The following is a 16,743-nucleotide window of genomic DNA, read 5'->3' as shown; positions in this document are numbered from 1 at the left end:
TGGGGGGACAGACTGGTGCCGAAAAAGGCGCAGGTCAGCACTTTCCTGTGTCCACGAGGCGCCAAGTCACCTTTACGCCAGGGCCAAATATGGGTAAAGCGTCTCAATTACCGAGACTCCGCGGTCATCGGAACGGCCGGCTGCGCATGCGGCGGCGGATGCCGGACCGGTGTCGCCAAGCGGTGTTCGGCAGGACACTTGGGGACGGCTGGCGACCTGCATGATGGCTCTGGGCCGCGACGGCATCCTTGTCGGCCCTCTGGCGGGAGTTTCTTGGGAGCTCGGCTCGCCATGTTGGAAGACCTCCGTGCGGCCATCCTCTGGACGGGCTTTCACGAGTGGAGCCAGTCGGGAAACTCCCTGGTCAACGGTGGTTCAACTGAGCTCCGTGCAACGCTCTTGGAAACCGTCGTGGCGCGAGTCACCGTGGGTGCACATCTCACACCCACCGCTTGCAGGTAGGTGTTTGTAGGTGTTTGTAAGGGGCGTTCGCCATGGCGCGCGCCCCTTACGCGTGTCCTGGGGAAGCGGGCTCGCGTGCGGGCGTCCTGGCCTACGCCTCCGTGTCGTTGCGCTGGGTCATCCGGGCCGCCGAGGCGATCGTGGAGCGGGCCTCGTGTTCCGTCAGGCCCGTGCGGGTCGCGGCTTTCACGAGGGCGTTCGTGAGGCTGTCACCGAGGTCGCTCTCGTAGGCGCGGCAAGCGGCCCAGAACAGGCGGGTGTTGCGCTGGCCCTCATGTGCCGCGAGCACGAACTGGACCAGGCCCTGGCCGTGTTGGCCCGCATGTGCCGGTGACGGGTGGTGCACGCGTGGCGGGGGTGTGAGCAGCCGCAGGAGCGCCGGCGGGCAGGGCGCGACGGGCAGATGGGCGGTTCCTGGGACTGCGCTGTAGACGCCCTGGGCCGTGCGGGAGCCGGGGCCCACGAGATAGCCGCCCGCGCCACGGATGTCGATGCCCGGCGCGAGGCGTCCCGCCGAGTTGGGGACCACGACGTCCGGCGGTCCGGAGAGCCACACATGACGGCCGCCGCTGGGCGTGGCCACGACGACGGTGTCCGGGATCGTGAAGAGGTGGCGCAGCGCCAGTTCGCGCAGTGCTGCCGAGGAGTCCGTACCGGACTTGGTGTCGAGGTCGACGCCGATGAGGTGGTGTGGCGGCAGCCCGCACGCGATGCCGTAGCCGGTGGCGCGGGGCGCCGCCGCGAAGAGCTCACGGATGCGTCCCGGGTCGGTCGTGGCGTCGTACACGCCGTGGCCGGGGCGGCCGCACTCGCCGTGGCACGGGGCCGGGTCGGGTTCGTCGCGGTGCGGGGAGCGCAGGGCGGGGAGCTTCGTGCGGGAGAGCGGGATCACGGCCAGTCCGCGCTCGGCGGCGGAGAGGGCGTGAGCGAGGGCCAGGGTCGCAAAGGGCACTGCATGCCGGTCGGTGGTGGCCATGCCTCCATGTTCGTACGAATGTTCGAGTAAAGGAAGAGGGGCTCGCCCGGGGCGGGCTTATTTGCCAAAAATGTGCCGAAACGCTTCAGCCCCTGCGGCGGCTGACCTGTCCTGTGTCGGTGGGGTGCAATCCGGGCTGAGCTGGGCCTTCAAGGGCGCGAAGCATGTTTATCGACATGTCCTCACGCTTGCGGGGGAATAGTGCCTTCCGGTCTGGTTCGACGGGGATTCGGTGGGCAATTCTGATCTCGCGACGTCGTGAGCAACGACCGAGGCGGTCGGCCAACTGCCTTGGATCAACCAGCAGTTACTGCTTCTCGGAGGAATTGACATGGCACACATCCGTACCGCCCGCGCCCTCGCCGCCGTCGCCGCCCTGCCCCTCGCGGCAGCCCTCTTCTCGGGGGTGGCGATGGCCGACAACGGGTCCTTCGCGGACAACGGATCGAACGCGGGTGTGGCGACCGTGAGCGGCAGTGGTGTCGGCGGCAACAACCACGGCAACTCGTCCACCAGCCAGCAGCAGGCGGTGGGCTCCGGCGCCTCGAACCAGAACAACACGGCCCAGGTGAACGGCTCCGCGTTCACGGCCATCGACCAGTCGAACGAGAACATCGCGGTCCGCTTCACCAAGCTCTGGTGACCTGCGGGCTCCTGTCGGCGGGGGCCATTTCCAGGGGTGCGTGACATCTGTGCGGCGGTGCTTCGGCATCGCCGCACAGGCGTTTTCGCGCACCGAGCAGCCCTTCACGCGCGCGTGCTGATCCCTTGACACCCGTACCGAACCTGACGGACAGTCGTACCGAATCTGACGGTCAGTCAGAAAGCTTCCATCGGAAGCAGACGGTCAGAGACCCTTGTTCGTACGAGGTCCGGGAGGGCCGCCGCCGTGCACCTCGCCCCCACCGAGCGCCAGCATGAACTCCGCGCCGAACTGCGCGCCTACTTCCGTGAACTGATGCCGGACGGGCCGCCCGCCCACGACGATCGAACGGCCCAGCGGCGCCTGGTGCGCCGCATCGGTGCCGACGGCCTCCTCGGGCTCGGCTGGCCCGTCGAGTACGGCGGCCAGGGCCGAGGCCCCGACGAACAGTTCGTCTTCTTCGACGAGGCGTACCGCGCGGGCGCGCCGGTCTCCATGGTGACCCTGAACACCGTCGGACCGACCCTGATCAAGTACGGGACCGAGGAGCAGAAGGCGTACTTCCTGCCGCGGATCCTCAAGGGGGAGCTGGTCTTCGCGATCGGGTACAGCGAGCCGTCGGCGGGGACCGATCTCGCCTCGCTGCGGACGCGGGCTGTCCGGGACGGCGACGACTGGATCATCGACGGGCAGAAGGTATTCACGTCGAACGCACAGAACGCCGACTGGATCTGGTTGGCCTGCCGCACGGACGCCGAAGCCGCCAAGCACCAGGGCATCTCGATCATTCTTGTGCCGACGCACGCCGCCGGCTTCAGCTGGACGCCCATCGAGACCGTCGGCGGGCTGACCACCACCGCCACGTACTACGACGGGATCCGCGTTCCCGCCTCGAATCTCGTCGGGGACGAGAACGGCGGCTGGGGTCTCATCACCAATCAGCTCAACCACGAGCGAGTCGCGCTCGCCGCGATCGGGATGCAGGCGGAGGACTTCTACGCGGCGGTGCTCGAAGCGGTTCGTTCACCCGATCCGGTGACGGGGGAACGCCGGATAGACCTGCCGTGGGTGCGGTCGCGGCTGGCCGAGGTGCATGCCCGTCTGGCGGCAACGCGCCTGCTCAACTGGCGTTTGGTGGGGGACGTCGGGGCGGGGCGGCTCGCGCCGGGCGACGCGAGCGGCGTGAAATTCATGGGAACCGAATCGGCGGTCGAGGTGTACCGAATGTGTCAGGAGATCGCGGGCGACGCGGCGCTGGTTCGAGCTGGTTCGCCGGGGGCGTTCGGGGGCGGGGCCGGTGGTGACGCGGGTGCTGGGTCCGGTGGTGGTGGGTCGGGCGGTGGTGCTCGGGGCGGGACGGCGGAGGGGGAGTTGGAGCGGATGAACAGGGCGGCGCAGATCAACACGTTCGGGGGCGGCGTGAGCGAGGTGCAGCGGGAGATCGTCGCGACGATGCGGCTCGGGATGAGGAGGGGGCGGCGGTGACCGGCGAGATGGCGTACGAGGCGCTGAAGGCCTTCGAAGGGCTGCCCGCGGCCACCGCGGGGGTCGGCAAGGACCTGGTCAACGTGCCGATGATCAGGCACTGGTGCGAGGCGATGGGTGACACCAATCCCGCGTACGAGGGGCCCGACGCCATAGCGCCGCCGACCATGCTCCAGGCCTGGACGATGGGCGGGCTCTCCGGGCATCAGGGGCGCAGCGGGGCCTACGACGAGCTGTTCGCGCTGCTGGACGGCGCGGGGTACACCTCGGTCGTCGCCACCGACTGCGAGCAGGAGTATCTGCGTCCGCTGCGGCCCGGGGACGCGATCACTTTCGACGCGGTCATCGAGTCGGTGTCCGAGCGCAAGACGACGAAGCTGGGCACGGGGCACTTCGTCACGACGCGCATGGATGTCAGGGCGGACGGCGAGCTCGCCGGGACGCATCGCTTCCGGATCCTCAAGTACGCTCCCGCGGCGCGGGCAGGGCGGGCGGTGGGGGGAGCGCGGGAGCAGCAGGCCCTGCGGCCCCGTCCGGTGGCGAACCGGGACAACGCGGGGTTCTGGGAAGGAGTCCGCGAGCACCGCCTCCTCATCCAGCGCTGCGAGGGGTGCGGGACGTTGCGCTTTCCCTGGCTGCCGGGGTGCGGTGTGTGCGCCTCGCAGGACTGGAGCACGGTCGACGCGAGCGGCGAGGGGACCGTCTTCTCGTACGTGGTGATGCACCACCCGCCTTTCCCGGCCTTCGACCCGCCGTACGCGGTGGGTCTGGTCGAGCTGGCCGAAGGCGTCCGGATCATCAGCAATGTGGTCGGGGTGCCGTACGACAAGGTCCGAATAGGGATGCCGGTACGGCTCGAATTCCTTCGGGTGGACGAGGAGCTGGAGCTGCCGGTCTTCCGGGCCGGTGACGGTTCGGGTGTCGTTGCGGGAGGGGAGGGCTGACGTGGACTTCACACCTACGCAGGACCAGGCGGCCGCCGCCGGTCTGGCCGCGCGGATCTTCGGTGACCTGTCGACCCCCGAGCGTCTCGCGGCGGCCGGCACCGGCACGGACCCCGAGCTGTGGAAGGCGCTCGGCTCCGCCGGTCTGCCGGGGGCGGTGGAGGAGACCGGCCTGCTCGGACTCGTGCTGATGCTGGAGGAGCAGGGCCGGACGACGGCGCAGGTGCCGTTCGCCGCCAGTTGCGTGTACGGGCTGCTCGCGGTGGCGGGGCATGGCACCTCCGAGCAGCGGGACCGGCTGCTGCCGGGCCTGCGGGACGGGACGGAGGTGGCCACGGGGGCGTTTCCGGCGCAGGCCGCAGTGCGGGTCGCCGGCGCGGAGGAAGGAGAGGCAGGAGAAGCAGGGACCGGTGGGGGCGTGGGGCGGCTCACGGGGGTGGTGCCCTGGGTTCCCTGGCTTCGGGACGCGTCCTGGGTTCTGGTGGCGACGCCCGACCGGGGTCTGTGGAGAGTGCGTACGGCCGATGCCGGCTGCGATGCGGTCGAGCTCAGCGCGCCCTGGTCGGCGGGCCGGCTCGTTCTCGACGGGGCGCCGGCGGAGAGGCTCGGCGGGGCCGGTGCGTACGACGATGTGCTGGCGATGGCGCGGACCGCGTTCGCGGGGCTCCAGGCCGGGGTCTGCGCGGGGTCGCTGGCGCGGGCCGTGGAGTACACGAACGAGCGGGAACAGTTCGGGAGACCACTCGCCGCCAAGCAAGGGGTCCAACTCCGGGCAGCTGACGCCTATATGGATACGGAGGCCATCCGTGTCACCGCGTACGAGGCGGCATGGCGACGGGACGAGGGGTTGCCGTACGCGGGCCATGCGCTGACCGCGGCCTGGTGGGCATCGGAGGCGGGCAGACGGGTCGTGCATGCCGGGCAGCATCTGCACGGCGGCATGGGCGCCGACCTGGAGCATCCCGTGCACCGGCATTTCCTGTGGGGCAGACAGCTCGATGCGTATCTGGGATGCGGGGGTGAACTGCTCGCGGAGCTGGGCGACTTGATCGCAGGAGACGACGGGAGCGGTGCGGAGGGGGCGGGGATGACGTGGGTGCGGAAGTGAAGGCGGAGGGGGAGGGAATGGATCAGGGAGAGGGGGAAGCCGCTGTGGCGGAGGTAGCTGTGGGGGTCGGCACGGAGCTGGCGCCGCTGGAGATTCCGGTCACCCGGACACTGATCGTCTCCGGAGCCATCGCGTCCCGTGACTACCAGGACGTGCACCATGACGTGGAGCTCGCCAAGGAGAAGGGCTCCCCCGACATCTTCATGAACATCCTGACGACGAACGGACTGGTCGGCCGTTACGTCACCGATCACTTCGGCCCCGCAGCGGTTCTGCGTAAGGTCGCGATCCGGCTGGGCGCCCCCAACCACCCAGGCGACACCATGGTGTTGACCGGGACGGTGGCTGAGGTCCAAGAGGGGGACGCCGGCGGGAGCGGGCACTGGAGTGAGCCCGACGGCGGCGGTGCCACGGTGGTGGTGCGGATCGTCGGGGCCAACGGGCTGGGCAAGCACGTCACCGGGACGGTGACAGTCGCCCTCCCGAGCCCCCCGAACCCCCCAAGCCCCACGAGCACGCCGTCCCGTCCCTCGGTGTCGGGGAGGCCGGCATGAGCGTGCGGGCGAAGGACAGTCTTGGCGGGCGGGCGGCGATCGTCGGGATCGGGGCGACCGAATTCTCCAAGGACTCCGGGCGCAGTGAGCTGAAGCTGGCGGTGGAGGCGGTGGGGACGGCGCTGGACGACGCCGGGCTCTCCCCCGCCGATGTCGACGGCATGGTCACGTTCACCATGGACACCAGCCCGGAGATCACCGTCGCGCAGGCGGCCGGGATAGGGGATCTCTCCTTCTTCTCCCGGGTCCACTACGGCGGTGGAGCAGCCTGCGCCACAGTGCATCAGGCCGCGCTCGCCGTGGCGACCGGGGTGGCCGAAGTGGTCGTCTGCTACCGGGCGTTCAATGAGCGCTCCGGCAGGAGGTTCGGCTCCGGGGTGCAGCATCGGGAGCCGTCGGCGGAGGGGGCGGCGCTCGGCTGGGCACTGCCGTTCGGGCTGCTCACGCCCGCGTCGTGGGTGGCGATGGCGGCGCAGCGCTATCTCCACGCGTACGGCCTGGGCCCGGAGGCGTTCGGACATGTCGCCGTCATGGACCGCGCGTATGCGGCCACCAACCCGGCGGCGTACTTCCACGGGAAGCCGATCACGCTGGAGGACCATGCGGCGTCGCGGTGGATCGTGGAGCCGTTGCGGCTGCTCGACTGCTGTCAGGAGACCGACGGCGGGCAGGCGATCGTCGTCACCAGCGCCGAGCGGGCCCGCGACCTGCCGCACCGGCCCGCCGTGATCACGGCGGCGGCCCAGGGGGCCGGGCGCAACCAGGAGCAGATGACGAGTTTCTACCGGGACGACATGACGGGCCTGCCCGAAATGGGCGTGGTGGCACGGCAGTTGTGGCGGTCGGCGGGGCTGACGCCGGGCGAGATAGACGTCGGGATCCTCTATGACCACTTCACGCCGTTCGTGCTGATGCAGCTGGAGGAGTTCGGCTTCTGCGGGCCGGGTGAGGCGGCGGACTTCGTGGCGGAGCAACGGCTTCCGCTCAACACGCACGGCGGGCAGCTCGGCGAGGCGTACCTGCACGGGATGAACGGCATAGCGGAGGCGGTCAGACAGGTGCGGGGCACGGCGGTGAACCAGATAGCCGGCGCAGCCACGGCGCTGGTGACCGCGGGGACCGGCGTCCCCACATCGGGTCTGATTCTGGGAGCGGACGGCTGAACGCGGGGTGTGTCCCGGGGCCGGTCCGCACCCCGGCCTCTTCACTCGCCCTATGCACCGCACTTGCCCTATGCACCGCACTCGCCATAGGCACCGCCGGAAGCTGGTCGTGGGTCTAGTGCTGGTCCTGATGGCGCTGACCGCCCTCCCCGCGTCGGCGCGGGGCGAACCCGGCCTCCCCCAGCCGTCTCCGACGCACGGCCCCCACCCCGACGCCCACCCCGACCCTCTGGCCGACCTCGCGCCGCGGGGCCTGGCCACCTACCCCGACCCTCTGGCCGACCTCGCGCCGCGGGGTCTCGCCACCTTCCCCGACTCGGCACTCGACGACGGCGCCGCACTCGACGCCCCGGCACCGGCCCCCGGCCCGGCACCGGCCGACGGTCCCTCCACCTCCGAACCCCTCCTGCCCTCGCTCTCCAACCTCCGGACGTTCCGCGGGCTGGCGTTCGACACCTGCATGGCGCCGTCGCTCGACACCATGCGGCGGTGGCGGGCGTCGAAGTACGGGGCGGTGGGCGTGTACTACGGGGGCCGTGGGCGGGCCTGTCCTCATCAGCCCCGGCTCGGGCACCGTTGGATGAAGGGGGTGCAGCGGCTGGGGTGGCGGGTGCTGCCGGTGTACGTCGGTTCGCAGTCTCCGTGTGTGGTCGAGCGGCACAAGAAGGGCTACCGCATCGGCCGTCACGCCTGGAGCGAGGGAGTGCGGGAGGGGCGGGACGCCGTACGCAGGGCGTGGGCCGTCGGCATCCGGCCGGGCAGCCCGCTCTATCTCGACATGGAGGCATACAAGTACCGACAGAAGAAGTGCGCCCGAGCGACGCTCGCCTTTGTGCGGGGCTGGGACCGGCAGGTGCGCGGGAAGGGGTACGTGCCGGGGTTCTACAGCAGTGCCGACTCCGGGGTGGCGCACATGCGGGCCGCGGCGCGGGCGGGAGTGCGGGATCTGCCGTCGGTGATCTGGTTCGCGCGCTGGCACGCGCGGCCCCGGCTGTCCCGGGAGCCCGTGCTGTGGCGGTCCGCCTGGAGCCGGCAGCGCAGGATCCACCAGTACGCGGGGAACGTGAAGGAGCGGCACGGCGGGCGGACCCTCGTCATCGACCGGAATCTGGTGCACGCGCCGGTGGCCCGCATCCGATGAGCCGTCCCGGTCCGCGGGAGTGGCAGAGTGGAACGAAGCCCATGGATCGGCTCTCAGGGATGAACCCTCAGGGGTGCGGACGGCGTCCTCCACCTTCAGGAGGTGGGGATACCACCACTCCTACAACCTGAGGCGGACACCGCTTCGGGACCTGCGGCCGATCCGCGAGGGTAGGGGGCGCTCCTAGCGTGGAGCCATGACCGCAACCATGGCGCCTGTCTGCTCCAGTGCATCGGATGCCGCGACGCGCAGCGCGCCGCGAGCCGCGATGACGCCTCACTCTTCCCGCCCGGCGCCGTGCACGCCGGCCGCCCACTCGACGCCGTACGGGCCGCACAAGTCGTACCCGTCGTTCGCGTCGTACGTACGGGCGCGGCAGCCCGTGCTGCTGCGGACCGCCCGGTCGCTGACGGCGAACCCGTGCGATGCCGAGGACCTGCTCCAGACCGCGCTCACCAAGACGTATGTGGCGTGGGACCGCATCGAGGACCACCGGGCGCTCGACGGTTATGTGCGCCGGGCCCTGCTGAACACGCGTACGTCGCAGTGGCGTAAGCGGAAGGTCGACGAGTTCGCCTGCGACGAGCTGCCCGAGCCGGAGACCGTGGCGGCGGCCGACCCCGCCGAGCACCAGGCCCTGCACGACGCGATGTGGCGCGCAATCATGAAACTGCCGGCCCGTCAGCGCGCGATGGTCGTCCTGCGGTACTACGAGGACCTGAGCGAGGTTCAGACGGCCGAGGTGCTCGGGGTGTCCGTCGGCACGGTCAAGAGCGCGGTGTCACGGGCCCTCGGCAAGCTCCGCGAGGACCCGGAACTGCGCCCGGCCCAGAGCTGAGCAGGACGACTCTCTGATCGATCATTCCCGGGGCTAGTGACATACCGACTGGTATGCGGTGAGAATCGGCGGAACATTGCTGCGCCGTAGCGCCCACCGGGAGGACGCCGTGCTGAGCACGATGCAGGACGTACCACTGCTGATCTCGAGGATCCTGACCCATGGGTCGACGATCCACGGCACGTCCCAGGTGACCACCTGGACCGGTGAGAGCGGGCCGCAGCGCCGGAGCTTCGCCGAGATCGGCGACCGCAGCGCCCAGCTGGCGCACGCTCTGCGCGACAACCTCGGCATCGTGGACGACGACCGCGTGGCGACCCTGATGTGGAACAACGCGGAGCACGTCGAGGCCTACTTCGCGATCCCTTCCATGGGCGCCGTACTGCACACCCTGAACCTGCGGCTTCCCGCCGAGCAGTTGGTGTGGATCGTCAACCACGCCGCCGACCGCGTGATCATCGTCAACGGCTCCCTGCTGCCGCTGCTCGCGCCGCTCCTGCCGTCCCTCACGGGCGTGGAGCACATCGTCGTCTCCGGTCCCGGCGACCGTTCGCTCCTCGACGGAGCGCGCCCCCAGGTCCACGAGTACGAGGAGCTCATCGCCGGAAAGCCGGTCGCGTACGACTGGCCGCAGCTCGACGAGCGCCAGGCCGCCGCGCTCTGCTACACCTCCGGCACCACCGGCGACCCCAAGGGCGTTGTCTACTCGCACCGTTCGATCTACCTGCACTCCATGCAGGTCAACATGACGCAGTCCATGGGCCTGACCGACGAGGACACCTCGCTCGTCGTGGTGCCGCAGTTCCATGTGAACGCGTGGGGTCTGCCGCACGCGACGTTCATGACCGGCGTGCACATGCTGATGCCGGACCGCTTTCTCCAGCCCGCGCCGCTCGCCGAGATGATCGAGAGCGAGCGCCCCACGCACGCGGCGGCCGTCCCCACCATCTGGCAGGGCCTGCTCGCGGAGCTCACCGCGAAGCCTCGCGACGTGAGTTCGCTCGGGCAGGTCACCATCGGCGGCTCGGCCTGTCCGCCCTCGCTCATGAAGGCCTTCGACGAGCTCGGCATGCGGGTCTGCCACGCCTGGGGCATGACGGAGACGTCTCCCCTCGGCACGGTCGCCCGGCCGCCGGCCGCGGCGGTCGGCACCGACGAGGAGTTCGCGTACCGCCTCACCCAGGGCCGGTTCCCGGCCGGCGTCGAGGCGCGGCTCTCGGGCCCCGACGGCGAACTGCTGGCCTGGGACGGCGAGTCGGCCGGTGAGCTGGAGGTCCGCGGGCCGTGGATAGCGGGTGCGTACTACTCGGGCCCCGACAGCGAACCGCTGCGTCCCGCCGACAAGTTCAGCGACGACGGCTGGCTCAAGACGGGTGACGTCGGCACGATCAGCCCCGACGGCTTCCTCACCCTTACCGACCGCGCCAAGGACGTCATCAAGTCCGGTGGTGAGTGGATCAGCAGCGTCGACCTCGAGAACGCCCTGATGTCCCACCCGGACATCGCCGAGGCAGCCGTTGTGGCCGTACCCGACGAGAAGTGGGGCGAGCGCCCGCTCGCCACCGTTGTCCTGAAGGACGGCGCGAGCGCCGACTTCGAGATCCTGCGCGCGTTCCTCGGCGAGAAGGTCGCCAAGTGGCAGCTCCCGGAGCGCTGGACGGTGATCACCGCGGTGCCGAAGACGAGCGTCGGCAAGTTCGACAAGAAGGTGCTGCGCAAGCAGTACGCCGAAGGGGAGCTGGACATCACGCGGCTCTGAGCCCACAGCTCAGCGACGGTTTCACGTGAAACAGGGGCGGCCCGAACGGGCCGCCCCTGTTTGTCAGTTGTGGGTGTGTCAGTCGCGGGTGCTCAGTTGGTGCCGATCTTCGCGAGCAGGTCCACGATCCGGCCCTGGACCTCGTCGCTCGTCGAACGCTCCGCCAGGAACAGGACGGTCTCGCCCGCGGCCAGACGCGGCAGCTCGGCCTCCTCGACGGCGGCGGTGTAGACGACGAGGGGCGTGCGGTTCAACTGGCCGTTCGCGCGCAGCCAGTCGACGATCCCTGCGCGCCTGCGACGCACCTGGAGCAGGTCCATCACCACCAGGTTCGGCCGCATCTGCGCGGCCAGCGTCACCGCGTCCGCGTCGGAACCCGCCCGCGCGACCTGCATCCCGCGCCGCTCAAGCGTCGCGGTGAGCGCGAGCGCGATCTCCTCGCGCTCCTCGATGAGCAGCACACGCGAGGGGTGCTGCTCACTGTCCCGAGGCGCGAGGGCCTTCAGCAGGACGGCGGGATCGGCGCCGTACGCGGCCTCGCGTGTCGCCTGTCCGAGCCCGGCCGTCACCAGGACGGGAACCTCGGCGGCGACGGCGGCCTGGCGCAGCGACTGGAGCGCGGTGCGCGTGATCGGTCCGGTCAGCGGGTCGACGAAGAGCGCGGCGGGGAAGGCCGCGATCTGCGCGTCGACCTCCTCGCGGGAGTGCACGGTCACCGGGCGGTAGCCGCGGTCGCTCAGGGCCTGCTGCGTGGTGGCGTCGGGCGCGGGCCAGACCAGGAGCCGGCGCGGGTTGTCGAGCGGCTCCGGGGGCAGCTCGTCGTCCATCGGCTGCGGCTGGGGCCGGATCGCCAGCTCCACGGCGCCGCCGGGCCCGTCCAGCGGCTCGGGTCCCTCATCGGCGTCCTGGTCGGGGGCGCCGATCGCGTACGAACGTCCGCGGCCCTCCGATGACGTCGACAGCAGTGACTGCGGCTGACCGGGCTGGGACTGGCCGGACGGCGTCTTGGGCTGAGCCTTCGGCTGCGCCGGCGACGACTGTGACGGGGCCTGCGGGTGCGGACGGGCCGCGGTCTCCGGCTGGGTGCCGGCGGGATCGGGCCGGGTGGACAGCCTGCGCCGGCGACCGGAGCCACCGAGCGTGTGCTGCGTCTGCTCCTGCGGGGCCGCCGCGGGCTGCGGGACCTGGGGAGGCAGCGGGACCTGGAGGGACGGGTTGCCGCCGGCAGACTGGACGGGCTGCTGCTCGGACTTCGGGCCGGACGGACCGCCCTGCGTGCCGGACGCCTGCTTCGCCTGCGGACCGGGCTGCTTACCCGTCGTGGGGTCGGCCGGGTTCGCCTGGCTGGGCCGGTTCGCGCGGTTCGGCTGTGCGGCCGCTGGTGAATTGGGCTGTGGGCTCGGCAGCGGCTGGGCCGTGCCGGGGGCCGCCGGCTGGGGCCGCGGCGGGCGCTGCTGCTCGGCGATCTGACGTCCGAAGGGAACGCCCTGCCCCAGCGTTCGTACGCTTATGGCGCGGCCCTGAGTCGAGTTGGGGTCTGCCGACGGGGCCTCGGCGGGGAGGGGCTGCGCGGCGCGGGGCCTGGCACCGTTCTCCGGCGGCAGCGCGGCGCGCGCCGCCGGAACCGTCTGGACAGGGTGTGGCTGCGGCGGAGTGTGGTCGTCGGAGGGGTGACCCTGCGCGGCGTCGTGCCGCTCTCCGCCGGCACCCCTACCGGTGGCCGTAGTCGCATCGGTGTCGGCGCCCGTAGCGGCATCCGGCTCGGGCGTCGTCCGGTCGGCCTCAGCGGGCGGCAGCGCGAATACGGTGCGCGCGGTGCTGCCCTGCTCGGCTTCCCGCTCCGGGGCGCTGCCGAGAGCGCGGCGTGCGCGACGCTCGGCGGGGACGTTCTGCCCGGCCTGAGACGCGTCGGAAGCCCCGGCCCGACCCGAACCACCGGCAGGCAGCGCGGCCGGCTCCGAGTTGCGCCGGGCCCGCCGGCCCGAGGACGCTCCGACCGGCACACCTTGCGGCGGCACGGTCTCGCCCAGGGCGGGGGCTCCGGCGGCGTGTTCGGCAGCGGTCATCACGGAACCCTCAGCGGCACCGGGACCAGCGGCTCCCTCGGGAACGGCGACCTCGGCCGGATTGGGCCGTCCACGCCGACGCCCCGTACCGGTCCCGACCCCCGCGTCACCCGCAGGCGTCCCGCCGGCCGGAGTCTGCGTGGCCTGCGCCGGCAGCTGCCTCTGAGCGCTCCCGGGCGTTCCCGCGGTCGCGCCGTCCTCGGCCCGCCGCCTGCGTCGCCCGGTCGGAGCGACAACCTCCGAGCCACCGCCACCCTGCCCGGCCTCGTCGGCTTCCGGCACGGCACCCGCGGCCCCCGCGACACCGCTCTCCAGGAATGAGTCCACCGACGCGCCCGAAGCCCTCCGGGCCCGCCGCCGCCCGCCGCGCGTACCCGACGCCTGCTCGGGCAGCAAGGCTCCGGCCACGGCCCCGGTCTCCGCACCGGCGGGACCGGCGGGACCGGCCTGCGACGCGACCTCGACAGCCGTACCGGGAACAGCCGCCCCGACAACACCCGAAGGATCAGCCACCGCAACCGCCCCGGCCCCGCCCCCGATCGGCACCTCGAGCACGTACGCGCTGCCGCTCATCCCGGGCACCTCGTGCGTCTGGAGCACGCCGCCGTGCGCCCGCACGATGCCGCGCACGATGGGCTCGTGCACCGGGTCGCCGCCCGTGTAGGGCCCGCGCACCTCGATACGGACGCTCTCGCCGCGCAGCGCCGCCGCCACGACGATCGTCGAGTCCACGTATCCGCCGACGCCGCTGGTCGGTACGACGCCCACGCGTGCGTTGCCGGTGGCGTCGATCCCTGCGACGTCCGCGACGAGGTGGGCGAGCGCGGTGGCCAGGCGCGCCGCGTCGACCTCGGCCTCGATGGGCGGGGCGTGCACGGCGAACTGCGCGCGCCCGGGCCCGATCAGCTCGACCGCCCCGTCGACGCCCGCGGCGACGACCGCGTCGAGCATCACCTTCGTCCGGGTCAGCTGCGCGTCGCCGGAGTCGAGGAGCTGGTAGCCGAGCACGTTGTCGACGAGCGTGGTCATGCGGCTGTAGCCGGCTGCGAGGTGGTGCAGGATCTGGTTGGCCTCGGGCCACAGCTGGCCCGCGTCGTCCGCGGCCAGAGTGGTGAGCTGGCCGCGCAGTTCGTCGAGAGGGCCGCGCAGCGACTGGCCGAGGACGGCGAGGAGCTGCTCGTGCCGGGCCGCGAGTGCCTCGTAACGGTCCTTCTCCCGCTCGGCGAGAGCGGCGATCCGGTCCTTCTCGGCGGAGAGTTCCTCGGTGTGCTGCTCGGTGATCGTGGCGAGTTCGGCGGCGTGCTCCTCTTCGGCACGCGCGGTCTGCGCCTCGTGCTCCTCGACGGTGCGCGCGAGCGTCTCCGCGTGTTCCGTGGCGGCGCGCTCCGTCTCCTTGTCGCGCCGGTCGATCTCCTCCGTGTGCGCCACGACGAGCTCGTCGTAGGGCCGCCGGTCGGTGAACGTCATCACGGCGCCGACCAGTTGGTCACCGTCGCGGACGGGCGCCGTCGTCATGTCGACGGGCACCTGCGTGCCGCTCTTCGACCACAGGACCTGCCCGCGCACCCGGTGCTTGCGCCCGGAGCGCAGGGTGTCGGCGAGCGGGGACTCCTCGTACGGGAACGGCTCGCCGTCGGCGCGGGAGTGGAGGACGAGCGCGTGCAGCTCCTGTCCGCCCAGGTCGCTGGCGCGGAACCCGAGGATCTGCGCGGCGGCCGGGTTGACGAGCACGATCCGGCCGTCGGTGTCGGTGCCGACGACGCCCTCGGCGGCGGCGCGCAGGATCATCTCGGTCTGGCGCTGCGAACGCGCGAGCTCGGCCTCGGTGTCGACAGTCCCCGACAAGTCGCGCACGACGAGCATCAGCAGCTCGGCCTCGCCGCCGTAGGACCCGTACGAGCTGTTGCCGTAGCCGTCGACGGTGTCGCGGCCGTCGGCGAGATTGGCGCTCGTGACCTCGACGGGGAACTCGCTGCCGTCGGTGCGGCGGGCCATCATCCGGGTCGGCTTGGTGCGCCCGCGCTCGTCCGTGGTGTCGGGCCTGCGCATCGATCCGGGGATGAGCCGCGAGTCGAACTCGGGCAGCAGATCGAGCAGTCCGCGCCCCACGAGGGCGGTGCCCGGGGCCTCGAAGGCCTCCAGGGCGATGGTGTTCGCGTTGACGACAGTCCCGTTGGCGTTGACCAGCACCAGCGCGTCCGGGAGCGCATCGAGTATGGCTGCGAGGCGAGCAGCGCCTCGGGATGGCCTGCTGCTCACGACGACGCTTCCTCCCTGATTACCGCACCTTGCCGACCGCGCGAGCCATCTTCCTACGTGGCTCGCGGCATGTCACGGGAGGGAGTCTACGGGCAGAGGTTGTGCTCGCGGCGCCGGATGAGAGGGAGGTCGCACGCGGAAGATGTGCCCTTGGAATGAAGATGCGTGAGGGCGAGGCTCTCCCAGGCCGTGCGACGGCGGGGCATGCATCGGCATATGCCTGGTCACAGGGTGTCCGGCGCCGCGCCGCACCTTGGCACGCTCCCCACACAATGGACCGCGCTCGTTCACGGACCGGTCGCGGGCAGTACGGGAACGAGCCCCTGCCACCGCGAGATCTCACAGCCGTCGGTCCTCTTGTACGTCGCGTCGACGGGCCGGCCGTGCCACGTTCCGGTGACGCGGGCGGTCGCGGGGCCTCCGTACTGCATCGTGCACTGGGAGTCCGACGAGTTCGGCGCGAACGGGTCGCGGCCGTTCGCGGACAGTTCGTCGAGCCGCGCGCACGCGTTCGCGGGTTCCGGATGGGTACCGCCCGAGGGCCCGCACTCCAGCTCGTACGTCCCGTCCCTTCCGTCCCCCGTGCCGGTGACGGCGACCCGTAGCTGGTCCTGGACGGCGGGCTCGGCGAACAACTGAGGCAGGCCCAGCGGACCCGTGTCGGCGTGGGCGGCGGGGACCGCGGAGAGTGCGGCGGCGGAGGCGGCGGCGGTGAGGGCGATGCGGCGCAGCAGCATGAGGACTCCACGAATGAGTGAGAAGAGAAGACTGGGGAACCGCACCGTCCCGGGCGGCTCCACCGCGTCTAACGCCGGGCGGCCCGCGATGTTGCGGTGGGCCCCGGGACACGAGGGCGAACAGAAGGGCTTTGCTCTCCGGCCTGGACGCCTAGTACCGTGGGGGCCAATTGGTGACACGGCGCGATGCTGTGTCATCATCTGGACGCACCACTCGCGCTCGCGCGGGGGGTCGTGCTGGAGGCGTCGCCTAGTCCGGTCTATGGCGCCGCACTGCTAATGCGGTTTGGGCCTTAAAGCCCATCGAGGGTTCAAATCCCTCCGCCTCCGCTCCAAGATCCGAAGCCCCGGTCCTGATGGACCGGGGCTTCGGCTTTCGGGACCCGCAAGACGGTGTTTGCCCAGCTCACAAGGGGTGCGGCAAACGGATTTCACATGACGGCGGCAGTCATGTAATGTTCTTCCTGTCGCCGGGAACGGGCCGAAGGGGCCGGGACCGAGACAAAAACAGAACAAGCACTCGTAGCTTAACGGATAGAGCATCTGACTACGGATCAGAAGGTTGCAGGTTCGAATCCTGCCGAGTGCACACAGGTGAGAGGCCCCCG

The 16,743-nt window shown here is 71.2% G+C and carries 12 protein-coding genes and 2 tRNA genes; 11 read left to right on the top strand and 3 right to left on the bottom strand.

What is annotated here, in order from left to right:
• Positions 1-553: 553 nt before the first annotated feature.
• The gene (locus CG723_RS32870) at positions 554-1,438 is read right to left on the bottom strand and encodes a bifunctional DNA primase/polymerase (protein ID WP_100597145.1); all 885 of its coding nucleotides are present in this window, start codon (positions 1,436-1,438) and stop codon (positions 554-556) included.
• Positions 1,439-1,769: 331 nt separating this feature from the next.
• Between CG723_RS32870 and CG723_RS32865 the strand changes: the two genes are divergently transcribed.
• From CG723_RS32865 to CG723_RS32825, 9 genes are all read left to right on the top strand, one after another.
• Positions 1,770-2,081 (top strand): hypothetical protein, encoded by a 312-nt coding sequence (locus tag CG723_RS32865; protein WP_100597144.1) that lies wholly within the window; start codon positions 1,770-1,772, stop codon positions 2,079-2,081.
• A 246-nt stretch (positions 2,082-2,327) separates the two neighbouring features.
• The gene (locus tag CG723_RS32860; RefSeq protein WP_100597143.1) at positions 2,328-3,566 is read left to right on the top strand and encodes an acyl-CoA dehydrogenase family protein; all 1,239 of its coding nucleotides are present in this window, start codon (positions 2,328-2,330) and stop codon (positions 3,564-3,566) included.
• Positions 3,567-3,574: 8 nt separating this feature from the next.
• Positions 3,575-4,510 carry a bifunctional MaoC family dehydratase N-terminal/OB-fold nucleic acid binding domain-containing protein gene (locus CG723_RS32855; protein ID WP_100597267.1) on the top strand — a complete coding sequence of 312 codons (936 nt, stop codon included), beginning with the start codon at positions 3,575-3,577 and terminating at the stop codon, positions 4,508-4,510.
• Position 4,511: 1 nt separating this feature from the next.
• The gene (locus tag CG723_RS32850) at positions 4,512-5,618 is read left to right on the top strand and encodes an acyl-CoA dehydrogenase family protein (protein WP_100597266.1); all 1,107 of its coding nucleotides are present in this window, start codon (positions 4,512-4,514) and stop codon (positions 5,616-5,618) included.
• Positions 5,619-5,635: 17 nt separating this feature from the next.
• Positions 5,636-6,172, top strand: coding sequence for a MaoC/PaaZ C-terminal domain-containing protein (locus CG723_RS32845; protein ID WP_100597265.1), 537 nt, complete (start codon positions 5,636-5,638; stop codon positions 6,170-6,172).
• Entirely contained in the window at positions 6,169-7,335 is a 1,167-nt protein-coding gene (locus CG723_RS32840) for a lipid-transfer protein (protein WP_100597142.1), read from the top strand. Before CG723_RS32845 ends, CG723_RS32840 begins: the two co-directional genes overlap by 4 nt.
• 109 nt (positions 7,336-7,444) lie before the next feature.
• A complete protein-coding gene (locus tag CG723_RS32835) occupies positions 7,445-8,476 on the top strand; it encodes a glycoside hydrolase domain-containing protein (RefSeq protein WP_234374649.1) in 1,032 nt (343 codons plus the stop codon).
• A 196-nt stretch (positions 8,477-8,672) separates the two neighbouring features.
• A complete protein-coding gene (locus CG723_RS32830) occupies positions 8,673-9,314 on the top strand; it encodes a SigE family RNA polymerase sigma factor (protein ID WP_100597141.1) in 642 nt (213 codons plus the stop codon).
• 109 nt (positions 9,315-9,423) lie between these two features.
• A complete protein-coding gene (locus tag CG723_RS32825) occupies positions 9,424-11,073 on the top strand; it encodes a long-chain fatty acid--CoA ligase (protein WP_100597140.1) in 1,650 nt (549 codons plus the stop codon).
• 92 nt (positions 11,074-11,165) lie between these two features.
• On the opposite strand, the gene CG723_RS32820 is transcribed toward CG723_RS32825, so the two are convergent.
• On the bottom strand, positions 11,166-15,398 hold the full coding sequence (locus tag CG723_RS32820; RefSeq protein ID WP_100597139.1) for a PAS domain-containing protein: 4,233 nt from the start codon (positions 15,396-15,398) through the stop codon (positions 11,166-11,168).
• A 287-nt stretch (positions 15,399-15,685) separates the two neighbouring features.
• Entirely contained in the window at positions 15,686-16,132 is a 447-nt protein-coding gene (locus CG723_RS32815; RefSeq protein ID WP_100597263.1) for an SSI family serine proteinase inhibitor, read from the bottom strand.
• 242 nt (positions 16,133-16,374) lie between these two features.
• On the opposite strand from CG723_RS32815, the gene CG723_RS32810 reads away from it, so the two are divergent.
• Together CG723_RS32810 and CG723_RS32805 are read left to right on the top strand one after the other, a co-directional pair.
• Positions 16,375-16,465 (top strand) — tRNA-Ser (locus tag CG723_RS32810).
• Between the two features lie 186 nt (positions 16,466-16,651).
• Positions 16,652-16,724 (top strand) — tRNA-Arg (locus tag CG723_RS32805).
• The last annotated feature ends 19 nt before the right edge of the window (positions 16,725-16,743 follow it).

It is taken from the genome of Streptomyces sp. CB01635, from assembly GCF_002803065.1.
In the GTDB taxonomy this organism is placed as follows: domain Bacteria; phylum Actinomycetota; class Actinomycetes; order Streptomycetales; family Streptomycetaceae; genus Streptomyces.
Note: the sequence above shows the minus strand (reverse complement) of the source record. Positions and strands in the feature narration are given on the sequence as shown.